This is a genomic window from Kribbella sp. NPDC056861 (genome assembly GCF_040687575.1).
In the GTDB taxonomy this organism is placed as follows: Bacteria; Actinomycetota; Actinomycetes; order Propionibacteriales; family Kribbellaceae; genus Kribbella.
In genome coordinates, this window is the sequence record NZ_JBFBNQ010000009.1 from 412,307 (window position 1) to 433,159 (window position 20,853).

The following is a 20,853-nucleotide window of genomic DNA, read 5'->3' on the forward strand; positions in this document are numbered from 1 at the left end:
GACTAGATCATTAAATGGAACTACATCGCCGGTGCGCCGAGACTGGATCCACCATGAACAGATGTCGCTGGGAACTCCCGAAAAGAGTCATCGTGACCTCATTGACCGTCGCGCTGCTGACTGTTGCCGGCTGCACCGCGGCACCAGATCCGCCGATCTCCTCGGGACCGACGCCGACGCCGAGTAGGAGGAGCATGCCCACGCTGACTCCCACGCAGTCATCGCCTTCGTCAACCGCGCCGTTCCGCCAGCTCGAAGGCCGGTACGGCGCGCGGCTCGGGGTGTTCGCGCTGGATACCGGTTCCCAGCGAACGGTCGCTCACCGCGCCGACGAGCGTTTCGCCTACGCCTCGACCTTCAAGGCACTCGCCGCCGGACTATTGCTTGCGCAAGGCAATCAACTGGGCAAGGTCATCACCTACTCACGGTCCGATCTCCTGGACAACTCACCTATCACCCGCCAGCACCTCAGCACCGGGATGACGCTGCAGGACCTCTGTGCCGCAGCAGTCCGCTACAGCGACAACACCGCAGCCAATCTGATGCTGACAGAGCTCGGCGGCCCGGCCGGCTTCCAGGCCGGTCTGCGGAAACTCGGGGACACCGTCACCCGCTCCGACCGCAACGAACCATCCCTGAGCGACGGCGTTCCCGGCGATCCACGCGACACCACAACCCCCGCGGCCATCGCGACCACACTCCAGAAACTGACCCTCGGCACCAGCCTCGCGCCCCCACAACGCGCACTCCTGGTTGGCTGGCTACAGACGAACACCACCGGCGACACAGTGATCCGCGCCGGCGTACCGAAAGGCTGGACGGTCGGCGACAAGACCGGTACTGCGGGCTACGGCGGACGCAACGACATCGCGATCCTCTGGCCGCCCGGCCGTGCCCCGATCGTCCTGGCCATCCTCTCCACCAAAGGCGTCAAGAACGCACCACGACACGACGCGCTGATCGCGGCAGCAACCCGAGAGGCTTTGTCGCTCCTCGACCAGCCCCGCTGAACTACTCGTTGCCATATGCAACCGCTTGGGCCAGTTGTTCGCCTCCTTCTGGTCTAGTTTCGATGAGGAGTGATCGTTGCCAGAACTACCCTTCTTGATAGAAATCGTCCTGGGATTCGCCGTGATCGGCGGACTGCTTGCCGCCGTCGCCTGGATCCGCGGGCGTGTCGCGGACCGCAGGCAGCGCAGTGACGAGCTGGCCACCATTCGCGACCTGGCAAACGAGGACATCACGCAGTACGGCGAAGAACTGTCCCTGTTGGGCCGCGAACTCGACGGCGCACAACTGGACGACGCCACACGGATCGCCTATCAACGCGCCCTGGAGGCCTATGAGTACTCCCAAGCCGTGGTGGCCGGCCTCCAGGAGGCCGCCGAAGTCACCCGCATCTCGGACACCTTGGCCACCGGCAGATACTCCCTGGCCTGCCTCCGCGCCCAAGCGACCGGCCGACCACTCCCGGAACTGAGACCACCCTGCTTCTTCAACCCACACCACGGACCGTCCATCAAGGACGTCATCTGGAACCAGCCCTTCCGCGGCACCCGCAAGATCCCTGCCTGCGCCCAGGACATCGCACGCCTCACAAACGGCGAAGAGCCCAACCTCCGCATCGTCGTGATCGACGGCCGCCGCCAGGCCTACTGGGACGCCGGCCGGGTCGCCCTCCCGTACGCCCGCGGCTATTTCCCTGGTGCCCACACCTCCGACACTTTACGCAAAGGCGCCTTGAGCACCCAGTACAGGCAGATCAATTCCATCGGCCTTTGAGAACGGTGTAGTTCCAGATCGGTTCGTGGTCCCAGATCGCCTGGTGGAGATCCTGCCCGGTGGTACGCCGTTCCATCGGCTGAACTGGCCACAGATCGGCGCCCCGCTCGGGGCTCAGCACCTGTTCCGGCTAACCGTGTTAACCCGGGAGTCGGCCGAGGAAAGGCTCAAAGGATGAGTAAAAGATGAGCTGCAGCCCTCGGGAGCATGTCCCGATGGGCATATGCCAATTTCACAGGGCCGACGAGGGGACTCGAACCCCTAACCACCGCTTTGCCCGCCAGACATCTCAACACTTGTCGATGCTGTTCGAACATGCTCGTGACCTGCGAGAATATCGTGTCGAGGTAGTCATCAGTGCCAGTCGACGTGCAGTATTTGCCATCCAATGCGGTCAGTTAAACGGCCAGTAGACGCGATGCGATTGGACGATGCGACGCGTGGAGTGGTCTGGAAGCCTGAGGCCTATGACGTCTGTTCTTGCGAACGTAGCACCGCTCTCTGGTCGTGCCTGCTGACATGGCGATCGCCATCGCACTCCAGGATCCGAGGAGCCCGATCAGTCGGTTCTTTGAAGAGCACCTGCCGCACCACGAGCCGTTCACCCGGTCGTGGGCGAAAACTCTACAAGGTGGTGTGCACGGGAATCCCATGCTGGCAGTGCGAGCGCACACTCTCATCGGTGATGCGATCGAGATCCGCATTGGGCTTGATCTCGCCCGCACGATGCCGTACGCCGCCCTGGCGGCAATTGTCTCTCTAACTGCGGGGACAGACGCGATTAGATCGCTTGGCTACGAGCCGTCAGGCGAAGATGATTCGGACCTGTCAATGTGGCGAAAGGTCCCCTCGCATGAGGATCCTGACGACGTGAGTGATGGCGACCAGCAAGTAGCGGCCGCACGTCTCTGCTGGCAGCTAGCTTGCCTGGAGTCCATTGCCTACCCGCTCTCGAAGACCGAACTCACCAGGCCAGAAGACCTGCGCGCGTACTGGACATATCAGCGACCTGAACCGTTCAGCGAGGCGATCGAGGTGCTTCTCGAGTTCTGACGACAGTACCGCAGGTCGGCACGGCCCATCCTGTCCGACCTGGGCGGACTGTCGTCGTTAAGCCGCCCTCCGCTGATCGCTTCGGTGAGGTGATCTGCTCCTTGGTCACACGTTGATCGAGGTGAAATCCGAACAGCGCCCTCAAGATTCCTTGCCTCGAACGCTCCGCCAGGTCCTCGCCTATGCGCTTGCAGAGGCCGGCGATGAGCTGTCGATCGAGAGTATCGGGGTGTACCACGCATATGAAGGATGTGTCGTACAGCAGCCCGCTGCCGCGAGTGCTCCAAAGCCTCTCCGCCACTGGTCACGCTTCCTTGGCCGAGCTCCGAGCGCGGTTCGCAGACGCGATCGAAAGCGAACGTCAATCGATCCACGAGCGCAGGGAGCGCTAGCCATTGACGGCAGACTCTTCAGGGGAGAGCCTGCCACGCATGAGTACTTGGGACGACTTCGACATTGAGGCAAGGGTCATTGAGGCGCTGGAGACAGTCCCGGTCGTGAATGAGTTGGGCCATCACTACGGCATGGCATGGGTCACGACATATCAGCTGGCTATCAAGGTTGACGAGCTGAATCCAGGGCTAGTGACTAGCCTGACTCTGACTGTTGGCGGGGTCGGCACCGGCAAGCAAGTAAGCCTCGCGCAGTACCTTGCCAAGCAACTGTCCGAGAAGATCAAGCGTTCTGAAGGCGGCTATCCGGTCGAAGGTGCCTTCCTGTCCGGCGTTGCGCTCAGTCACCTTCAGTTCAAGACACCTGACGGGGAGCCAGTGACCAGCAGCGTAACGGGCACCGGCTACGACCTCTCATTGTTTCGCATGCGCGCGGCGAGCGCCTGAAACGCATCTCCTTGTTGCCCAGGTCACCACCATGGATTCGGCGTCAAGCTTGGTTGTCGAGGTGGGCATGTCGAATCAGTCTGAGTCAATATGTTCACACGTCGAGGGAGGATGCGCTTCGTGGAAACGTTCAAGCGAACCCCGCTGCAGGTGTTCAATCTTCCGCAGCATTTTGTGATCCCGCTCTTCCAGCGTCCGTACGTTTGGAGAGAGGATGAGCAATGGGAGCCGCTATGGATGGATATCCGCCGGGTTGTTGAGCTGCGAATCGCGGAGCCGCACCTGAATCAGCAACACTTCCTCGGAGCTGTGGTCCTTCAGGCTCATGACGCTGGAAGTAATAGGGTCACGACCTGGAATGTGATCGATGGACAGCAGCGGCTGACCACACTCCAGCTGCTCACGGACTCGACGAGTGCTGTCCTTGCTCAAGCGGGACTCAATCGACTCGCCAGCCAGCTGGAATCATTGACTCATAACTCGGCCAACTTCGTGCCCGAAGGCGAGAGTCGCCTGAAGTTGCGCCACCTTAACAATGATCGTGCCGCATTTGATGAGGTGATGACGGCCGAAGCGCCTGTTGACTACGCGAGCATCAAGCACTTTGAGTCGCGGATCGTTGGTGCGCATCGCTATTTCACGACAGTCGTGACTCGGTGGCTGGGTGATTTCGAAGTCGATGAGTTCGCAAGTAAGGCTGATCAGCTTGCAAGTGCTTTACAGGCAGACCTGCAACTTGTGACTATTGAGTTGCTCGCCGCAGAGAATTCACAGGAGATCTTCGAAACCCTCAATGCGCGTGGTACGCCGTTGACCGCCGCCGACCTAGTCCGGAACTTCGTGTTCCAGCGGCTTGAGGCCGAGGGGAGTGATACCAGTAAGGCGTACAAGGAGGATTGGCCGTTGAAACCAAATTTGGACCCGGGAAATCAGTGTTGGCCGCAATTTAGTCAGTAAAAGCTCGCTGTTCCTCAATCAATGGCTAATTGCCCGGACGGGCGAGGAGGTAAATCCGCAGTCAACATTTACGAGATTTAAGACATTTGTTGAGCATCAATCGGTCCACAAAATGGCCGAGCTGCTACCCGTTATCAAGGCACAGGCCATCCAGTACGAGACTTGGACGGAGGCTGCGGGTAGACCCGGTGGGGATCTCGATAGGGTCGAGATGGCTGTCTATCGCATGCATGCGAGCGGTATCGAGCTCCTCAAACCCCTGTTTGTATGGCTCCATGAGCCGGGGCGTGACCTCCCACATGATGTGATCAACACGATCATCGATGCTGCAGAGAGCTGGGTCGTACGTCGTCAGCTTTTTGCGGTTGGCCGGCTCCGATCTTGGCCGCATCGTCGCAGATGTCATCAAGGCGAACTCTGCGGCCCCAGCCAATGCAGTGGCTGATCGCGTCATCGCTCACCTCGCACGCCTCAATGTCACGAGTACATACTGGCCCGGGGACGACGAGGTACGGGCAGCGCTCATGAATGAGTCAGCCTACCGCCGCTATCCACGTGCCCGTCTCCGCGCGTTCCTCGAAGCGATCGAGAATAACTTTCGCGCCGAGACAGGTCAGCCCCAGGTGGAGCGGGCTGGGTTCCCGATCGAGCACATACTTCCGCAAAAGTGGATGGACAACTGGCCGGTTGTTGGGCTCGAAGCGGAACAGGCCCGGAGGGAGCGGGTGCACCGCCTTGGAAATCTGACCCTGCTGACGAGCGGACTGAACTCCAAACTGTGCCACAGTCCGTGGGTGGTCAAGCGGCGCGCGCTGCTCGAGCACAACACAATCAAGCTGACCGGCCGTCTGCTCGCCCAGACAGAAAACAGCGAGTGGTGCGAAGAGCTCATCGATCGACGCACCAGCGATTTAGCTGACGCGATTCTGCGGGTTTGGGCCGTCCCGCACAGCCACAGTGGGCAGGTGGTCGATCCGCAAACCAAGGCCCAAGACTGGGTTCAGCTGAAACACCTGATCGAGGCCGGTCCGCTGACGTCCGGTGAGAAGCTGCTCGCGAGCCATCGAGACTTCAGCGGAGTCGAGGCGACAGTCGGCGCAGACGGGCACATCACGGTGGATGGTCGACGCTTCGAATCGCCATCGGGTGCAGCTAAGCATGTTCGGAAGCGAGTGACCAATGGGTGGTATTTCTGGACCCTTGCCGACGGCCGTCGACTACGCGATGTGCGTGCGGAATTCCTTGCAGCAGCCCCGGGGGCGATTGGAATCTAGGACCTGCTCGATCGCTGGAAGAGCGTCGCCGTGCGGTTGAGACGTGATGGCCGACAGCTGCGGTGTCGATCTCCTGCATCATGTCGGTATCTTCCTCCATAATTGGGGTACCGACTTCAACGAAGGACCATCTCTCTGTGACGATCACTCAGCAAGAGCTTGAATCCCGCCTGTGGGCTGCTGCGAACGCTCTTCGTGGCCCCGTCGATCCAGCCGATTTCAAGACGTACGTCTTCCCGATGCTGTTCTGGAAGTGGATCAGCGACACATGGGTGTACGAGCACGATGAGGCGATCGCGCAGTATGGAGACGACCTAGATGACGAGATCGAGGCGGACTTCCATCGATTCGAGCTGCCCGAGGGCACGCTGTGGAGCGAGGCCACGGGGAAGATCACCAACCTCGGTGCTGAGATCGCGAAGACGTTCCAGCGGATCGAGAAGGCGAACCCACGGTCGCTGGCAGGCGTGTTCGGGGACGCTTCCTGGGGTAACAAGGAGCGCATCCCCGAGTCCGCGCTGCTGGGACTCATCACAGCGTTCAACCAGATTCGGCTGGACCCATCGACGGTGTCCCACGACCTGCTGGGCGCTGGCTACGAGTACTTGCTGAAGAATTTCGCGGACGAATCAGGAAAGAAGGCGGGGGAGTTCTTCACGCCCCGTCAGGTCGTCAACCTGCTGGTCGGGATCCTCCAGCCCGAGCCGGGGGAGTCGGTCTACGACCCGACCTGTGGCTCGGGCGGCATGCTGGTCGCGACGATCAACCAGTTCCGTGAGGCCGGCAAAGACCACCGCACGTTGAGGGTGTACGGCCAGGAGATCAACCTGACCACCGCCTCGATCGCCCGGATGAACCTGTTCCTGCACGAGATCGAAGACTTCGACATCAAGCGCGGAGACACCCTTCGTGCGCCGGCGTTCAAAGACACGACCGGTGCGGTCCGCACCTTCGATACGGTCATCGCCAATCCGCCGTTCTCCCTGTCGAACTGGGGAGCCGATCGCTGGGCTTCCGATCCGCGGGCGATCTGCGGGGTGCCGCCGGCTAAGAACGGCGACTTCGCCTTCGTTCAGCACATGGTTTCGTCGATGAATCCTGGCACCGGCCGTGTGGGTGTCGTCATGCCCCGCGGTGTGCTGTTCCGTGGCGCCGCCGAGGGGCGGATCCGGCAGTGTCTCCTCGAGAAAGACCTCCTTGAGGCCGTGATCGGGCTGCCGCCCAACCTCTTCTACTCAACTTCGATCCCGGCGTGCCTGCTGATTTTCCGCGACCAGAAGAGCGCCGAACGCAAGGACCACGTGCTCTTCATAGACGGCTCGGCCCGGTTCGACAAAGGCAAGAACCAGAACGTCATGTCTGAGCGCGACATCAAAACGCTCGTCGATGCCTACAGAGCCGGGGCAAATCCCGACGGTCAGGGCGGCGCAGTGGCTCGGCTCGTGCCGTTCGAGGAGATCGAGGAAAACGGCTTCGACCTCAACATCGGCCGCTACATCAAGGTCGCCGCCGAGGCGACCGCTGATCTCGGCACGGCAATGGTTGCTTACGCGGATGCTCGACAACATCGCATCGCCACGGAGGTGGCCATGTTCGAGCGCCTCACGGCGGCGGGTATCGACTTGAGCATGTTCGAGGCGTCTGATGAGTGATTGGGAGGTGAAACGGCTAGACGATGTGGCCGATCGAGTTGCAGTCAGGAACTCTGCCGGGCATCAGCGGGTTCTGACTGTGTCCGCTGGGCGCGGCCTTGTTGATCAGGAAACCTACTTCAACAAGCGCGTCGCGAGTGCCGATCTCAGTGGCTACTGGGTCGTTGAACCAGGTGATTTCGTATACAACAAGAGCACTTCCAAGAAGGCACCTTGGGGCGTCGTAGCTCGATGGAATGGTGATGAACCCGCCGTTGTCACCACGCTCTACATCGTCTTTCGAGCCCGCCCCGGTATCGAGCCGGACTACCTGCTTCATGCCTGCAACGGCGGCTTCTTCTTCGACTCCCTTAAAGGGACGTTGAGGGAAGGTGCACGCGCACATGGGCTGCTGAATGTCCGGCTCCCCGAGTTCTTTGGCGCGCACCTGGACATCCCATCTCTGGCCGAGCAGCACCGCATCGTTGATGCCATGGCTGCGATAGATACACAGATATCGGCTGCGGTTCTCGAAAAAGATTGCGCTGTTCATATGTTAACGAAGCTGAGAGTGGCGCTGCTCTCAGTAGGTCTTGAGGGTGACTGGCAAAGTGAAATGACCGATCTGACTACTCCTGATACCTGGACTGAAAATTTGCCTTCGGGTTGGAGTAAGGATCGAATCGGAACGGTTGCAACTGTTCGGTCTGGAGCCACTCCACGCCGTTCGGAGCAGGAGCGCTACTTTGATGGCGGTAATATTCCGTGGGTCAAGACAGGTGACCTAAATGAGCGTGTTCTGGCCGCGACGGACGAGTGCATCACAGAAGCGGGGTATGCAGAGTCCTCAGTGCGACTCTTTCCGGCCGGTACTATCTTGATCGCAATGTATGGAGGATTTGCTCAGATCGGTAGAACTGCGCGTCTAGGTATTGAGTCCACTACTAACCAGGCGATCAGTGCTGTAACAAGTCTCAGAGGTGATGTGGATCCTGCGTACCTGCATCATGTATTGAAGGCGGGTTGCCCCAAATGGCGTCTTGTTGCTGCAAGTTCCCGCAAGGACCCAAACATCAGTAAGCGGGATGTTGAGAGATTCGATTTTCCGCTACCTCCGATCAGAGAGCAGTTTGAAATTGTTAAGATTTTGGATTCCATTGAGTCGAGTGTGGATGCACTTACTGATGAACTTATCCGCGTTCGAACCTTTCGCTCATCGCTCATCGCTGCGCTCCTCAATCGAGAGGTCGAGATCTCAGAGTCGTACGATGCACAATTAGAAGGGGTGTTCTGAGGTGGGTTGGACGGAAGCCAGCACTATCCAGCGGTCCCTCCTCGAGTGGGCTGAGGAGGCTGGCTGGGATCGAGTCATGGGCGACGAGCTCCCCCGTGACGAGCATGACGTCATCATCGAGGAGTGGGCACGAGAGGCACTGCTCGCGCTGAACCCGGAGCTGGTCGACGATCCCGAGTCTGCCGACCTGGTTGTGCACGAGGTCAACCAGGTGATCTTGGACGCACAAAACGGGCTCGTTGCGGCCAATGAGCGGCTGACCGTGATGTTGCGCGGTGACCACTCGTTCCCGACCATCGATGGCAAACACGTGCCCCGTAGGCTCATCGACTTCGACGACCTCGATAACAACCGGTTCACCGTCGCGGACGAGGTCACCGTTGGAGGGGCCGTCAAACTGCGCCGATTCGACGTCGTCTACTACGTCAACGGGTTCCCGCTCGTCGTTGCCGAGACGAAGACGCCAGTGAAGCACACGGTGTCGTGGGTGAACGCCGCCAAGGACATCTACGACGTCTACGAGGAGGAGTACCCGAACTTCTTCGCGACGAACGTCTTCAACCTTGCCACCGAGGGCCTTGAGTTCCGGATGGCTCCCATCCGCGCCGTCCCGGATCCTGACTCCGAGATCTGGGCACCGTGGGGGTCAACCGAGGACGATCCGAAGAAGGTCACCGGCCCGGCTCGTGTCGAGCGCGCGGCGCGTCTGCTGCTTCGGCCGGAGACGGTGCTGCCGATCCTCAAGGATCTGGTGATGTTCCGCCATGCGCGGGACGCGTCCGAGGTCGACGTCAAGTTTCTGCCGCGCTACCCGCAGTTCGAGGCGGCTCTCGCGATCCATGCCAAGGTGCTCGCGGGCCGGCCAGGTGGGTTGATCTGGCACCACCAGGGGTCGGGGAAAACCGAACTGATGGCGTTCGCGGCGGCTCGTCTGCTGCGCGACGACGCGGTGACGGCGAAGTTCGGTGGCGCGCCGACGGTGATCGTGATCGCCGACCGGAAGGATCTGGTCCGGCAGACAGCGGAAATGTTCGAGACGGCCGGTATGCCGCGCATGATTGTGCCTGGCAACAGGCGTGAGCTGCACGCTTTGCTCCGCAGTGGCGAGCCGGGTGTGGTCATCACGACGGTGCACAAGTTCGCCGAAGCCGGCCACCTTAACGACCGGTCGAACATCGTCGTCCTTGTCGACGAGGCCCATCGCTCGCAGCAGGGCAAGTTCGGCGACGCGTGGCGCGCGGCGGTGCCGAACGCCAAGTTCTTCGGTGCGACGGGAACCGCGATCGAAGATAAGGATCGCTCGACGTTCAAGCTGTTCGGCGACCCGGACGACCCTGATTTCGTCATGTCTCGCTACACGCCGGAGCAGTCCATCGCCGACGGGTTCACGAAGCCCATCATCGTCGAGGGCCGATCGGTGGGGTTCAGCCTCGATAAGGAGGCTTTGGACGAGGCGTTCGACGAATTGGCGGCCGAGGAGGAGCTGGACGAGGAGGAGAAGGTCTATCTGTCCGGCAAGGCCTCGCACATTGAGACGATCCTCTCCAACCCGGAGCGCGTCGCGGCTGTGTGCGCCGACATCGTCGACCACTTCCTGACTTTCGTCGCGCCCCTGGGGCAGAAGGCCCAAGTCGTGGCTTACAACCAGAGTCTTGTGGTCGCCTACGTCGGCGCCATCGAGGTTGAGCTGGAGCGCCGATCCGCGATGATGCTCGATGGCCGGATGCGTGAGGTCGGGGCCGTGATGCACGTGGCCGACTCCAAGGACACACCGAAGGAGTACAAGAAGTTCCTGCTGACGCCGACGCAGGAGGAATCGCTCAAGCGTCGCTTCAAGAAGGTCGACGATCCGCTGTCGTTCATCGTCGTTACCGCGAAGTGGATGACAGGCTTCAACGCACCTATCGAAGGCGTGTTGTACCTCGACAAGCCCGCTAAGGATGCGAACCTCTTCCAGACGATCACGCGACCGAACCGGCCGTGGAAGAACCCTGTCACCGGCCAGCGCAAGGACTACGGTCGCGTTGTCGACTACATCGGGCTCGCGAAGGCCATCGGCAATGCGATCGCGGGTCCTAGGGCGAAGGCAGACGAAGAGGACGAGCTGAACGTCACGGACGCTTCCAAGCTGGCAGGCAAATTCGTCACTGACCTCACGCGTGTCCTGTATCTGTTCAACGGCATCGACACGACTGATTCGTCGTTCGAGTCGCTCGCTGAGGCCCACGAGCGGATCCCGGAGGGCAGCACCGAGCGCACCGAGTTCGTCGAGTCCTATGTCGCGCTGCAGACGGTGTGGGAGTTCCTCGACCCCAACCCGATGCTTCAGCCGTTCAAGCAGCAGTACTTCTGGCTCGCGAAGGTGTACGAGTCGATCCGGCCCAAGGACATCTCCAAGGCTTTCCTGTGGATCCGTCTCGGCGCGAAGACCACCGAGCTGATCTACGGCCATATGTCCGATGTCAAAGTGAAGTCGATGCGATCGAAGACGGTCACGCTCGATGCCGCCGGCCTGGCGTTGGTGAAGAGGATCGCAGAGCAGCTGAGACTCCCGGAACCCGACTCGCCGGAGACGAAGGAGGGCAGCGTCTATCAAGAGGTGCTGGACTCTATCGAAGCCCGCCTCAAGCGGCGAATCAACGACAATGACAGCCCCGTGTACAAGTCGTTGGCAGAGCGTATCGAGAAGCTGCGGGCGAAGGCGATCGAGAACGTCGAAGACTCGCTTGCGTTTCTCGAAGAGGCTCTGCGGATCGCTCAGGACGTGGTGGCCGCTGACCGAGCTGCTGCGGCGGGAGACGAGGACGCCCTGGAGAAGCTACTGGATCCCAGGAGCGGCGCACTCACTCAGATCGTTGAGGAGAATACGCCTTCCGGGCTGCACAAGATCGTGCCAGACCTCGTCTTTCGAATCGACTCCATTGTCATCGAGGTCATTTACACCGGTTGGACCGAGAGTGACTCGGGCGACAAACATGTTCGCAGGGAACTGCGGTCCGTGTTGAAGGAGTACGGTCTCCCGATCAAAGGGCAACTCTTCGACAAGACCTACGAATATGTACGCGAGAACTATTAGCTGCTATTGCAGGTGTTGGGGCTGCAGAGCAGACACGCCAGCTCGGATTGGACCGACCGAAGTAAGGTCAGAGGTTTGCTGGCCACTCGGACCAGGTTGGGAAGGTAGGTCGGTTGCTTCCTGAGGCGAGGAACTCGTTGGTGGCTGTGCGGATCTCGTCGATGGTGATCTCGGAGCTTTGGGGGTACTGCTCGTCATGGCCCATGTAGAAGTAGAGGACTTCGGCGAGGTTGGAGTTTGGCCGACGGCGTACCAGGCGTTGTTGCCGGACATGTAGCGGATGGCTCCGACTTTGCGTTCGCCGTCGATGGCGATCCGGAGTTCGTGGTCCGGGAGGCCCTGGGCTGTGACAGGGCGTTCGCTGATGTAGATGCCGGCGATCGTGTTGTCGCCGTCGTCGATGGACAGATCCAGGATCAGTGCGTCGATGTCTTGTGGGCCGGTGATCTGGACTGGGCCGCTGGACTGGCCTCGCTTGTGGTTGGCGCGTGCTGTGTAGCTCATCGACTGCTCCCGTCATCTGATGTGGAGTAGGTGCGTTTGAAGTTTTCGGGTGCGTAGATCGTCAGCTTCGCGCCGGGTGGGAGGAACCTTATAAGCAGGTTCTCGCAGGAGAACTCTTCGTCGTCGCAGGGGATGTTGTTCAGGATCAGTCGTGCGTTAGTTAGTCCACGCTCTCGCATGAACATCGCGAACTTTATCTCCACGTGCGAGGTCGTCCACAGACGGCCGAGCCCGAGTTCGTCCGCGAGATCGTCGGCCTGCTTGCGATATTCGTCGAATCCGCTGACCCACTCCTGCCGCCGCCCCTGCCTCGTCGACCGAGACACCGCGTGTCTTGTCCTTAGGCTTGCGGACAGGGAGATCGCGCATGACCCGGCTGGCGGTCGGATCAAACGGATCTTCCGGCTCGGGCTCCGATGCTCGTCTGTCGGGATCGCGCCAGGTGACCGGGCTCGGGTGAGTGCGGTCTTCCCGGGCAGGAGCTGTTCTCTGACCGCTGACCATCTCCTGGACCCAGCTGCGCGCTTTGGGTGGGGCTAGGGACAGATAGTGGGCGGCTTCTTCAAAGCGCCTCGAGGCCTCCCCCCAGCTGCGTTGCCGCCATCCGGGCACTCGGGTTGTTGGCGCGGCCACTCCCAACGGGTCCGACGCCGGGAGGTTGGAGCGGCTGGCGCAGAGCAGCCTCGTTCCCTGATCCGCGCCAGCCGGTCTGAAGTCCCTGCCTGAGTCATCAGGGGATACAGGGTCGGGGAACTCAGACAGGGACGTTGTGATGACGGAACCGGTGAGTGCGCAGCGATCACAACTGCGCCGAGGAGATGAGGACGACGCCCCACCGGTTCCGCCAGATCATGGGATGGAGTTCGCAATGACGACCCGGGCGCCGGTCGCACGCTCGAAGGTGTCCTTTACGTTGTGCGTGATTGCCAGGGCAGCGAAGTGCAGCCGACTCGGGATTACCACCGTCGTCACCTCGTAGCGGTTGACTGCTGCGATCAGGGCTTCGAACGCGGCTGGTGTCGTGTCGGTTTCCTCGGTGTAGATGGTGCCCATCGCGAAGCCTTCGACCTTGGCGTACTGCTCCAGCTGGTCTTTGATGTCGGCCAGCTCGCCATCGGTCATGAGGAGATGTTTGAGGATGTAGCCGAGGAGGAGTGGTCGCGTGTAGTCGACCTCGCTCGACGGTCCTCGTCCCGGTTGGCGGCGGTTGACGGCGCGCGGAGCGCGCAAGAGCGGACGTAGCCCGCAGGAGGTCGGGTGGGCGGGAGCGGGCGTAGCTGACGCGACGAAGGAGCGGCTGCGGAGCACCCGTGGATAGAAGAAACCCCAATGCGGTCAGTAAGCGGTCAGTTGGCCGTGCTAGGAGCATTCGCTCGCAGGCATATGCCCTGGTCACAGGGCCGACGAGGGGACTCGAACCCCTAACCACCGCTTTCTGGAGCCAGGCTTGTCAATACCACTCGTCAGCATGCGATAACTCTCGTGACCTGCGCATATGCCGTGGCAGGCATGCCATCGCCTGGTGATACCGCTTGTTGTCTGCCGCTGAATCAGATGAGTTTTCACGTGAGCACGTCACGTCCTAGTTGCGGAAGCTGGGGAGACGGAGAAGTGAAGAAGGTTTTTGCCGTCGCGCTCAGGCATCCTGACCGCGATCGGCGGCTTCGTCGACATCGGGGATCTGGTCACCAACGCCCTGGTCGGTGCCCGCTTCGGGATGAGACTGAGCTGGGTGGTGGTCGTTGGCGTGATCGGCATCTGCCGGTACGCCGAGATGTCCGGTCGCGTCGTCGCTGTGTCGGGTCGACCTGTGCTCGACCCGATCCGCGAGCGCCTCGGGCGTCGTACTGGACTGGTGGCGCTGGTCGCCTCCTTCCCGGTCACCCTGCTGACCCTGATCGCCGAGACCGGTGGTGTCGCGCTGGCCTTCGAGTTGGCGACCGGGGTCAACTACCTGCTCTGGGTGCCGTTGGCCGCGCTAGCGGTGTGGCTTGTGACCTGGCGGGTCAAGTTCTCCCAGCTGGAGACGATGTTCGGTCTGATGGGCCTGCTGCTGATCATCTTCGCCGTCGCGTTGTGGAAGCTGGGGCCGGACTGGGGTGAGCTGCTGCACCGGGCAACCAACCCGCAGCCCATCGGTCACGAGATCTGGGCGACGTACGCGTACTATGCGATCGCGCTGTTCGGCGCCGCGATGACGCCGTGCGAAGTGTTCTTCTTCTCCTGTGGTGGGGTCGAGGTGAGGTGGAGCAGGCGGGATCTGTCGACCGAGCGGTCGAATATGCTGATCGGCTTCCCGCTGGGTTCGCCGCTGTGCTCTATTTGCCGGACGGGCCCAGGTGGAGACGCTCGGGCAGGTGACTCTCCCGGCGGCTGTTGCCTTCGGCAAACTCGGGCTGGCGATCGTGCTGATCGGTGTTCGCGGCGACCTTCGGTGCGGCACTCGAGACGGCGCTGTCGAGCGGCTACACGATCGCGCAGCACTTCGGGTGGCAGTGGGGCAAGTTCGTCCGGCCGGGGCAGGCCGCGCGCATCCAGCTGGTGATGATCATCTGCCTGCTGCTGGCGATCCTGACTCTGATGACGGTGGTCGACCCGGTGAAGGTGACGGAGTACTCGGTGGTGTTCGCCGCGGTGGCGTTGCCGTTGACCTATCTGCCGATCCTGATCGTCGCCAACGATCCCGACTACATGGGCAAGCACGTGAACGGCAGGATGCTGAACTTCTTCGGGCTGATCTATCTCGACTTGTTGCTGGTGGCATCGATTGTGGCGATTCCGCTGATGATCCTGACGAAAGCGGGGCGATGACGATGGCGGGACGGTTCTGCATGCCCAGCTGCATCTGCTGGATCGGCAGCTGATCGACCAGTTGCTGGGCAAGGTCGACAATGTCGAGGTGGATCTTGACGCCGATCCGCCGGTGGTGACCGCGCTGATCTCCGGGCGCGAGCGGATCCCGGCCGTCCAGGTGATGGAGATCGACAACGCCGTCAAGATCGTGCCCGGCAACCCTGAACCTCACCGAGGGTGGCGACTGGGTCGCACGGCACGTCATCGACAAGATCCCTGGAGCCGGCCATGCGCCTGAATGAGCCCCTCGGACGCCAGCTGGTCGATCGTCATCATCAGCGGGTCGATGGGGGTCGCCGACGTCCGGCTGGTCCAGGACGGTCCGTTGCCTTCGGGTGGCGGTCAGGCGGTGTACCGGGTGAACGGTCTGATCGTCGTCGAGCGTCACGCCACCCAGCTCTTCGGCTACGAGTGACACGTTTGGGCCCGCTTTGCTCCGCGCGCTTGTCCACAGCAGGCTGGACGAGGTCCGGTACCTGCCGCTGGCCGATATCGCCCGGATCACGGACGACGCGGTCGGGTCGAAGACCGGGCGTGCGGACCTCGAGCCGCTCGAGCAACTGGCCCGCTACTGACCGCGGTCAGACAGCCGGGTCAGCATCTCTGTGAGGAGCTCTTCGCTTGTGCCGAAGTTCAGGCGGACGAAGTTGGTTGCGGCGGGGTCGTAGGTTCGCCCAGGGCTGAGTGCGACGCGTGAGTGCTCCAGGAAATAGGCGGCCGGGTCTTCACCGACGTTGGCGCCGGTGCAGTCGAGCCAGGCGACGTAGGTGGCCTGCGGGGGAGTCCAGACGATGCCGCCTGGGAGTTGGTCGCCGAGGACCGTGCGGTTGCGGTCGAGTTGACGCAGTACGTCGTCCAGCCAGTCGTCGCCCGAGGTGAAGGCTGCTTCAGCTGCCAGCAGGCCGAGGAGACCGACTTGGTCGTTGGTGAGCGGGAGGCGGCTGACGATGTCCTGCGCGCGGTCCGAGGCGGTCACCAGCAGCGCGGCTTTGAGTCCGGCGAGATTGAACGCTTTGGATGCCGAGGTCAACGAAATGCCGCAGTACCGGGCGGCCTCGGAGACTTCGAGCCACGGCACGTGCCTGGCGCCGGGCAGGACGAGCGGTGCGTGGATCTCGTCGGCGAGCACCCAGGCGTCGTGCTGCGCGCAGAGCTCCGCGATGCGGACGAGTTCGTCTCGCGGCACGGCGCGACCGGTGGGGTTGTGCGGGTTGGCGAGAATCAGGACGTCCAGCCCGTCCTGCAACTGGGTGGTCAGCCGGTCGAGGTCGAAGGCGCCGTCGGCGACCAGCGGCATCGGAACCAGCGAGAAGCCGGCCGCCGGGAGTTGGGTGAGGAACGGCGGATAGGCGGCACTGGCGAAGCCGATCGAGCCGCCCGGTGCGATCAGCCTGCACAGCTCGATCAGTCCGATCATCACGTCGGGGACGAGCGTCAGCCGATCGGGGTCGACCGTCCAGTCCAGTCGGCGCCGGGCGAAACCGGCGAAGGCCGTACCGAGGGACGACGGAACGCCGGAGGTGTAGCCGAGGTCGCTGCGGGAGACGGCATCGTGCAGCACGGCCGCGATCGGCTCGGCCAGCTCGAAATCCATCTCCGCGACTGTCGCGGCGATCACGCCGTCGCCATGGCCGTACCACTTCTCACTCCGCCGCCGCTGCAACTCCGCGAGTGCCGGCACCTTGGGCATGCTCCTCCTGCGGTCGGTTCCGCCCCTGGTACCCAGGCTGATTGCCTTCGGCACCCCAGGGGTACTGGAAGATCTTCCACCAGAAGGTACTGCGATGACCACCACCCCGATTCCCCCGATCGTGCCGAGTGGCCCGGGCAGCGACCCGGACGAGAACCCGGATTTGGTCGATCCGGCTCTGGAGCCGGATCCGGACGATGATCCCAACGAGCAACTCCCGCGAGACTGAAGGAGGCTCGATGCGACTCGGGTACAAACTGATCGCGTTGGCGTACTCGCCAACCGACATCGTCGACCAGGCCGTCCGGGCGGAAGAGGCCGGGTTCGACTTCGTCGAGTTGAGCGATCACTTCCATCCCTGGGTGTCGGAGCACGAGCATTCCGGATTCGCCTTCTCGATGCTCGCGGTCGCAGCGGCGCGGACGTCGCGAATCAAGCTGGCGACCGGGGTGACCTGCCCTTTCATCCGGTACCACCAACGATTGTCGCGCAGGCGGCTGCCACCACGGCGCTGCTCTCGGACGGCCGGTTCACGCTCGAGATCGGTTCCGGGGAGCGGCTCAACGAACACATCGTCGGTAAGGGCTGGCCGGCCGTTGCCCAGCGCCACGAGATGCTCCGCGAGTCGCTGGAGATCATCCGGCTGCTGTGGAGCGGCGGCTACCAGTCGTACGAGGGTAAGCATCTTCGGCTGGAGGATGCGCGGGTCTTCGACCTGCCCGACCCGCTGCCCCGCATCGCGGTCGCTGCCGGAGGACCTGCCGCGGCGCGTATCGCCGGCGAGTTGGGCGATGCCTTGTTCGTCACCGAACCACGCGCCGACCTCATCGCGGAGTACGAGAAGGCCGGCGGGCAAGGACCCCGGTACGCCGAAGTCCCGCTCGCGTGGGCACCGTCGGTCGGGGAGGCCGCGGAGTCAGCCAGACGGCTCTTCCGGTTCGGTGTCACCGGATCGAAGGTCCAGTCGGAACTGCCGAACCCGGTGAACTCCGACGCGGCTACCAAGCTCGTCACGGCCGACCACATGGCGGAGCAGCTCGCGTGCGGCCCCGATGTCGAGCGGCATGTCGAGGTGGCGAGAGAGTGGAGCGTACGTTGAGGTCGATCATCGTGAGTTCGACCGACAGGTCGTTCTCGGCGAAAGAGCCGCCGAGCCCGAATCCGGCGTTCAGTGCGATCGCGTCGGGGACCCGGCCGTTCAGCGCGCTGTACAGGAGCTGGACGCCTTTGGTTTGCGACAAGTCGAGCTTCAGAGCCTCGACCTGGACGGTCTCGGGTCCGGCGACACGGAGCTCGGTCGCGGCGGCTTCGATCTTTGAGTCCTCTGCGGCGATCACAAGGTCGTAGCCGTGCAAGGCGAACCTGCGCGCCAGCTCCGGGCCGATCCCACTCGATGCGCCGGTGACGAGGGCAAGAGGTCGCGTTGGCATGGACAGCTGGTACCCGGCCCCGCAGCCTTTCAGACCACGGAACGACCCTCTGCTCAAGAGAAGTGAGAAAGCGGGCAACGAGGTCAGGCAGTGGACTGCGGCAGCTTTCAGTTGGATCTGGAAACGATCGAAGGTCGCTTGCAGGATGCGCCGCGTTCGGGCGTCGAGGCCGTCCAGGAACGGAGCCATTTGATCGAGGGTCTCGAACTGGGCCACGTCGCGATCGGTCTCGGCGGCCAGTGAACTTGCCAGATCCAGAGCAGAGCCGTTCCCGTCGCTGCTGCTGGGATCGTCCAGCGACAGCACCCTGAAGCAACCTCGCGCGGCTCGCGCCTCATCGACCTCGCTCGTGCTCACATCAAGGTAATCGGCGATCTCGGCGGTGGTCGCCGGACGATTCAGCTCGTGTTCGAGCATCGGCACCTTTGCGGTGATGGCCCCTTGGAGTTCTTGCAGCGGGCACGGGATCCGTACCACCCAGGCCGAGTCACGGAAGTAGCGTTTGATCTCGCCCCGGATCGAGGGAGTGGCATAGCCGATGAACGGCGTACCGGACTCCGGACTGTAGTTGTTCGTCACCTTGACCAGCGCCAAGCACGCGACCTGTGCCAGATCGTCCATCTCAGTACGATCGCCTCCAGCAGCCGTTGACGTTCACCGGGTTCAGCAGAGGCTGCTCGTTGCCGCAGCAGGACCTGCGTCGCAGCTTCGCGCTGGGCTCGTTGCTCAGGGGTGGAACATTGAGCCGGGACTGTGTCGAGGATGTTCAGAACCAATCCATGAGGTGACCTCGCGACGTTCGTCACGGCACGGCCACGAGGCTGGACGACGGTCAATACACACTTTGCTGTAGTGCCCTGATCCGCTGATTCGATGCAAAAGTTTCCCAGAGACCTATGCGCGGCCCCACCGGGCCACCACGGCGCCGACCGCGCGGCCCCTTCATGGTCCGCTATTCGACGGCATCGGCGACGCCGTGGGGTCGTTGGTTGTGTTCCTGGGAGTGGCGGGCCTGTCGCTTCGACGACCCGGCCGCCAGCGTTGGGTCGTCGTCGTTGTCGATCCGTTCCCGCAGCAGCTGGGAAGGCTTGCCATCAACTGAGCGTCAGCACTTTTCGCGCTGTCATCCGGACCAGACATGCTCGAGCGAGGCGAGGAAGGCGAGGACTCGGAAGTCTGCTGGTGGGGTACAGGGCAGTTGCGCGTGCCGGGTTGTTCGGAACAGAGCGGCCTGCTCGGGCACCAGCCGTGAGAGCTGGTCGCTGGTTGGCGGCCATCGGCTGCCATCCACTGCAGCGAACTCTTTGGGGTTTGCTCGAAGGGAGAGCCGTGAAGGCTGTCGTTTTCAAAGCGCCGTACGAACTTGCCGTTGAAGAGGTCGAGGACCCCAAGGTCGAGACGCCGTTGGACGCGGTCATTCGGGTCACGACCGCGAACATCTGCGGATCCGACCTGCACCCGTACGAGGGTCGCGCCGAGCTGGACGCCGGGATGGTCCTGGGTCACGAGAACATGGGCATCGTCGAAGCCGTCGGTGCCGGGGTCGAGCGGATCAAGGTCGGCGACCGAGTCTCGGTGCCGTTCAATCTGGCCTGCGGGACCTGTCGTAATTGCAACAACGGTTACACCTCGGCCTGTCTGCGCGCGAACCCGTCGGGCAACCCGGGTGCCGGGTACGGCTATCCGCAGATGGGACCGTACTGGGGTGGGCAGGCGGAGTACCTGCGGGTGCCCTGGGCCGACTTCAACCTGCTCGAACTCCCTCCCGGCAGCGATTTCGAGAATGATTTCACCATGCTGTCCGACATCTTCCCGACCGGATACCACGGCACCGAGTTGGCGATGGTCGGTCCTGGTAAGTCGGTCGTGGTCTTCGGTGCCGGCCCGGTTGGTCTGATGGCGGCGCACAGTTCGCTGCTGCGCGGAGCAGCGCAGGTCTTCGTCGTGGACAAAGAGCCGGATCGGTTGATGTTGGCCGAGCAGATGGGCGCTACTGCGATCGATTTTTCGAAGACCGATCCGGCCGAGGCTGTCCTGGACGCGACTGACGGGTTCGGAGCCGACTGTGGCGTCGAAGCGGTCGGCTATCAGGCACACGACCCGGCCGGTGACGAGCACCCCGAGATGGTCTTGGACAACCTCGTGAAGGCGGTCCGGGCCACCGGGCACATCGGTGTCGTCGGCGTCTACGTCCCCGAAGACCCCAAGGCCGCCAATGATCGGGCCAAGGAAGGCCGGATCGCGTTCAACTACGGCGCCGCGTTCGAGAAAGGCATCAGCATCGGATCCGGGCAATGTCCGGTCAAGAAGTACAACCGGGAACTTCGCGACCTCATCATCCACGGCCGCGCGACACCGTCGGTGATCGTTTCCCACGAAGTCCCGCTGGACGACGCGGTCGATGCCTATGACAAGTTCGACAAGCGCATCGACGGTTACACCAAAGTGCTTCTCCACCCCGGTACCTGAC

Annotated in this window: 22 protein-coding genes and 3 pseudogenes; 18 read left to right on the forward strand and 7 right to left on the reverse strand. The window is 62.4% G+C overall.

From position 1 onward, the window contains the following. Nucleotides 1-92: 92 nt before the first annotated feature. The 9 genes from bla to AB0P21_RS38885 all read left to right on the forward strand — a co-directional run bounded on the left by bla (nt 93) and on the right by AB0P21_RS38885 (nt 11,906). Nucleotides 93-1,010 (forward strand): class A beta-lactamase, encoded by a 918-nt coding sequence (gene bla, locus AB0P21_RS38845; RefSeq protein WP_363704077.1) that lies wholly within the window; start codon nt 93-95, stop codon nt 1,008-1,010. A 76-nt stretch (nt 1,011-1,086) separates the two neighbouring features. Then, nucleotides 1,087-1,782 carry a hypothetical protein gene (locus tag AB0P21_RS38850; protein WP_363704078.1) on the forward strand — a complete coding sequence of 232 codons (696 nt, stop codon included), beginning with the start codon at nt 1,087-1,089 and terminating at the stop codon, nt 1,780-1,782. A gap of 519 nt (nt 1,783-2,301) precedes the next feature. Next, nucleotides 2,302-2,835: a hypothetical protein gene (locus AB0P21_RS38855; RefSeq protein WP_363704080.1), complete on the forward strand. Its 534-nt coding sequence runs from the start codon at nt 2,302-2,304 to the stop codon at nt 2,833-2,835. Between the two features lie 431 nt (nt 2,836-3,266). Next, nucleotides 3,267-3,674, forward strand: a complete 408-nt coding sequence (locus AB0P21_RS38860) for a hypothetical protein (protein WP_363704082.1) — start codon at nt 3,267-3,269, stop codon at nt 3,672-3,674. A 120-nt stretch (nt 3,675-3,794) separates the two neighbouring features. After that, nucleotides 3,795-4,631 (forward strand): DUF262 domain-containing protein, encoded by an 837-nt coding sequence (locus AB0P21_RS38865; protein WP_363704084.1) that lies wholly within the window; start codon nt 3,795-3,797, stop codon nt 4,629-4,631. 323 nt (nt 4,632-4,954) lie between these two features. After that, a complete protein-coding gene (locus AB0P21_RS38870; RefSeq protein ID WP_363704086.1) occupies nt 4,955-5,905 on the forward strand; it encodes a DUF1524 domain-containing protein in 951 nt (316 codons plus the stop codon). Nucleotides 5,906-6,042: 137 nt separating this feature from the next. Then, the gene (locus AB0P21_RS38875) at nt 6,043-7,557 is read left to right on the forward strand and encodes a class I SAM-dependent DNA methyltransferase (RefSeq protein ID WP_363704088.1); all 1,515 of its coding nucleotides are present in this window, start codon (nt 6,043-6,045) and stop codon (nt 7,555-7,557) included. Next, nucleotides 7,550-8,830 (forward strand): restriction endonuclease subunit S, encoded by a 1,281-nt coding sequence (locus AB0P21_RS38880; RefSeq protein WP_363704090.1) that lies wholly within the window; start codon nt 7,550-7,552, stop codon nt 8,828-8,830. The genes AB0P21_RS38875 and AB0P21_RS38880 overlap by 8 nt, the downstream gene beginning before the upstream one ends. A gap of 1 nt (nt 8,831) precedes the next feature. Continuing rightward, nucleotides 8,832-11,906, forward strand: coding sequence for an HsdR family type I site-specific deoxyribonuclease (locus AB0P21_RS38885; RefSeq protein ID WP_363704092.1), 3,075 nt, complete (start codon nt 8,832-8,834; stop codon nt 11,904-11,906). Nucleotides 11,907-11,973: 67 nt separating this feature from the next. Here AB0P21_RS38885 and AB0P21_RS38890 read toward each other — a convergent pair. From AB0P21_RS38890 to AB0P21_RS38900, 3 genes and pseudogenes are all read right to left on the reverse strand, one after another. Then, nucleotides 11,974-12,410, reverse strand: a pseudogene (locus tag AB0P21_RS38890) (Imm1 family immunity protein). Further along, nucleotides 12,407-12,736, reverse strand: coding sequence for a DddA-like double-stranded DNA deaminase toxin (locus tag AB0P21_RS38895; protein WP_363704094.1), 330 nt, complete (start codon nt 12,734-12,736; stop codon nt 12,407-12,409). Before AB0P21_RS38895 ends, AB0P21_RS38890 begins: the two are co-directional and overlap by 4 nt. 523 nt (nt 12,737-13,259) lie before the next feature. Next, nucleotides 13,260-13,532: a hypothetical protein gene (locus tag AB0P21_RS38900; protein ID WP_363704096.1), complete on the reverse strand. Its 273-nt coding sequence runs from the start codon at nt 13,530-13,532 to the stop codon at nt 13,260-13,262. Nucleotides 13,533-14,034: 502 nt separating this feature from the next. On the opposite strand from AB0P21_RS38900, the gene AB0P21_RS38905 reads away from it, so the two are divergent. From AB0P21_RS38905 to AB0P21_RS38925, 5 genes are all read left to right on the forward strand, one after another. After that, nucleotides 14,035-14,955, forward strand: coding sequence for a divalent metal cation transporter (locus tag AB0P21_RS38905; RefSeq protein WP_363704098.1), 921 nt, complete (start codon nt 14,035-14,037; stop codon nt 14,953-14,955). Beyond that, nucleotides 14,883-15,221 carry a divalent metal cation transporter gene (locus AB0P21_RS38910; protein WP_363704155.1) on the forward strand — a complete coding sequence of 113 codons (339 nt, stop codon included), beginning with the start codon at nt 14,883-14,885 and terminating at the stop codon, nt 15,219-15,221. Before AB0P21_RS38905 ends, AB0P21_RS38910 begins: the two co-directional genes overlap by 73 nt. Before the next feature lie 88 nt (nt 15,222-15,309). After that, nucleotides 15,310-15,501 carry a hypothetical protein gene (locus AB0P21_RS38915; RefSeq protein WP_363704100.1) on the forward strand — a complete coding sequence of 64 codons (192 nt, stop codon included), beginning with the start codon at nt 15,310-15,312 and terminating at the stop codon, nt 15,499-15,501. After that, entirely contained in the window at nt 15,502-15,678 is a 177-nt protein-coding gene (locus AB0P21_RS38920; RefSeq protein WP_363704102.1) for a hypothetical protein, read from the forward strand. 16 nt (nt 15,679-15,694) lie between these two features. After that, nucleotides 15,695-15,838 (forward strand): hypothetical protein, encoded by a 144-nt coding sequence (locus AB0P21_RS38925; protein WP_363704104.1) that lies wholly within the window; start codon nt 15,695-15,697, stop codon nt 15,836-15,838. Here AB0P21_RS38925 and AB0P21_RS38930 read toward each other — a convergent pair. Next, complete coding sequence (locus AB0P21_RS38930; RefSeq protein WP_363704105.1) at nt 15,832-16,953, reverse strand: aminotransferase class I/II-fold pyridoxal phosphate-dependent enzyme; 1,122 nt, start codon at nt 16,951-16,953, stop codon at nt 15,832-15,834. The genes AB0P21_RS38925 and AB0P21_RS38930 overlap by 7 nt on opposite strands. A 94-nt stretch (nt 16,954-17,047) precedes the next feature. Here AB0P21_RS38930 and AB0P21_RS38935 point away from each other — a divergent pair, with 94 nt between their 5' ends. Next, on the forward strand, nt 17,048-17,182 hold the full coding sequence (locus AB0P21_RS38935; protein ID WP_363704107.1) for a hypothetical protein: 135 nt from the start codon (nt 17,048-17,050) through the stop codon (nt 17,180-17,182). A gap of 10 nt (nt 17,183-17,192) precedes the next feature. After that, nucleotides 17,193-17,360: pseudogene (locus tag AB0P21_RS38940) on the forward strand (LLM class F420-dependent oxidoreductase); the annotation flags it as partial. On the opposite strand, the gene AB0P21_RS38945 reads toward AB0P21_RS38940, so the two are convergent. Next, on the reverse strand, nt 17,300-17,563 hold the full coding sequence (locus AB0P21_RS38945) for a hypothetical protein (protein ID WP_363704165.1): 264 nt from the start codon (nt 17,561-17,563) through the stop codon (nt 17,300-17,302). The pseudogene AB0P21_RS38940 and the gene AB0P21_RS38945 overlap by 61 nt on opposite strands. Between AB0P21_RS38945 and AB0P21_RS38950 the strand changes: the two genes are divergently transcribed. Continuing rightward, nucleotides 17,465-18,052, forward strand: coding sequence for a TIGR03557 family F420-dependent LLM class oxidoreductase (locus AB0P21_RS38950; RefSeq protein ID WP_363704157.1), 588 nt, complete (start codon nt 17,465-17,467; stop codon nt 18,050-18,052). The genes AB0P21_RS38945 and AB0P21_RS38950 overlap by 99 nt on opposite strands. Here the strand turns inward: AB0P21_RS38950 and AB0P21_RS38955 are convergent. Together AB0P21_RS38955 and AB0P21_RS38960 are read right to left on the reverse strand one after the other, a co-directional pair. Further along, complete coding sequence (locus tag AB0P21_RS38955) at nt 17,964-18,800, reverse strand: SDR family NAD(P)-dependent oxidoreductase (RefSeq protein WP_363704159.1); 837 nt, start codon at nt 18,798-18,800, stop codon at nt 17,964-17,966. The genes AB0P21_RS38950 and AB0P21_RS38955 overlap by 89 nt on opposite strands. 72 nt (nt 18,801-18,872) lie before the next feature. Further along, nucleotides 18,873-19,007: pseudogene (locus AB0P21_RS38960) on the reverse strand (sigma factor); the annotation flags it as partial. A gap of 705 nt (nt 19,008-19,712) precedes the next feature. Between AB0P21_RS38960 and AB0P21_RS38965 the strand changes: the two are divergent. Continuing rightward, nucleotides 19,713-20,852, forward strand: a complete 1,140-nt coding sequence (locus tag AB0P21_RS38965; RefSeq protein ID WP_363704109.1) for a glutathione-independent formaldehyde dehydrogenase — start codon at nt 19,713-19,715, stop codon at nt 20,850-20,852. Nucleotide 20,853 lies beyond the last annotated feature (1 nt).

Coding starts and splice junctions, on each gene's coding strand:
- AB0P21_RS38920 (WP_363704102.1), top strand. CDS start 15,502: ATGAGCCCCTCGGACGCCAGCTGGTCGATCGTCATCATCAGCGGGTCG.
- AB0P21_RS38870 (WP_363704086.1), top strand. CDS start 4,955: ATGCTGCAGAGAGCTGGGTCGTACGTCGTCAGCTTTTTGCGGTTGGCC.
- AB0P21_RS38935 (WP_363704107.1), top strand. CDS start 17,048: ATGACCACCACCCCGATTCCCCCGATCGTGCCGAGTGGCCCGGGCAGC.
- AB0P21_RS38880 (WP_363704090.1), top strand. CDS start 7,550: ATGAGTGATTGGGAGGTGAAACGGCTAGACGATGTGGCCGATCGAGTT.
- AB0P21_RS38900 (WP_363704096.1), bottom strand. CDS start 13,532: ATGACCGATGGCGAGCTGGCCGACATCAAAGACCAGCTGGAGCAGTAC.
- AB0P21_RS38855 (WP_363704080.1), top strand. CDS start 2,302: ATGGCGATCGCCATCGCACTCCAGGATCCGAGGAGCCCGATCAGTCGG.
- AB0P21_RS38955 (WP_363704159.1), bottom strand. CDS start 18,800: ATGCTCGAACACGAGCTGAATCGTCCGGCGACCACCGCCGAGATCGCC.
- AB0P21_RS38930 (WP_363704105.1), bottom strand. CDS start 16,953: ATGCCCAAGGTGCCGGCACTCGCGGAGTTGCAGCGGCGGCGGAGTGAG.
- AB0P21_RS38860 (WP_363704082.1), top strand. CDS start 3,267: ATGAGTACTTGGGACGACTTCGACATTGAGGCAAGGGTCATTGAGGCG.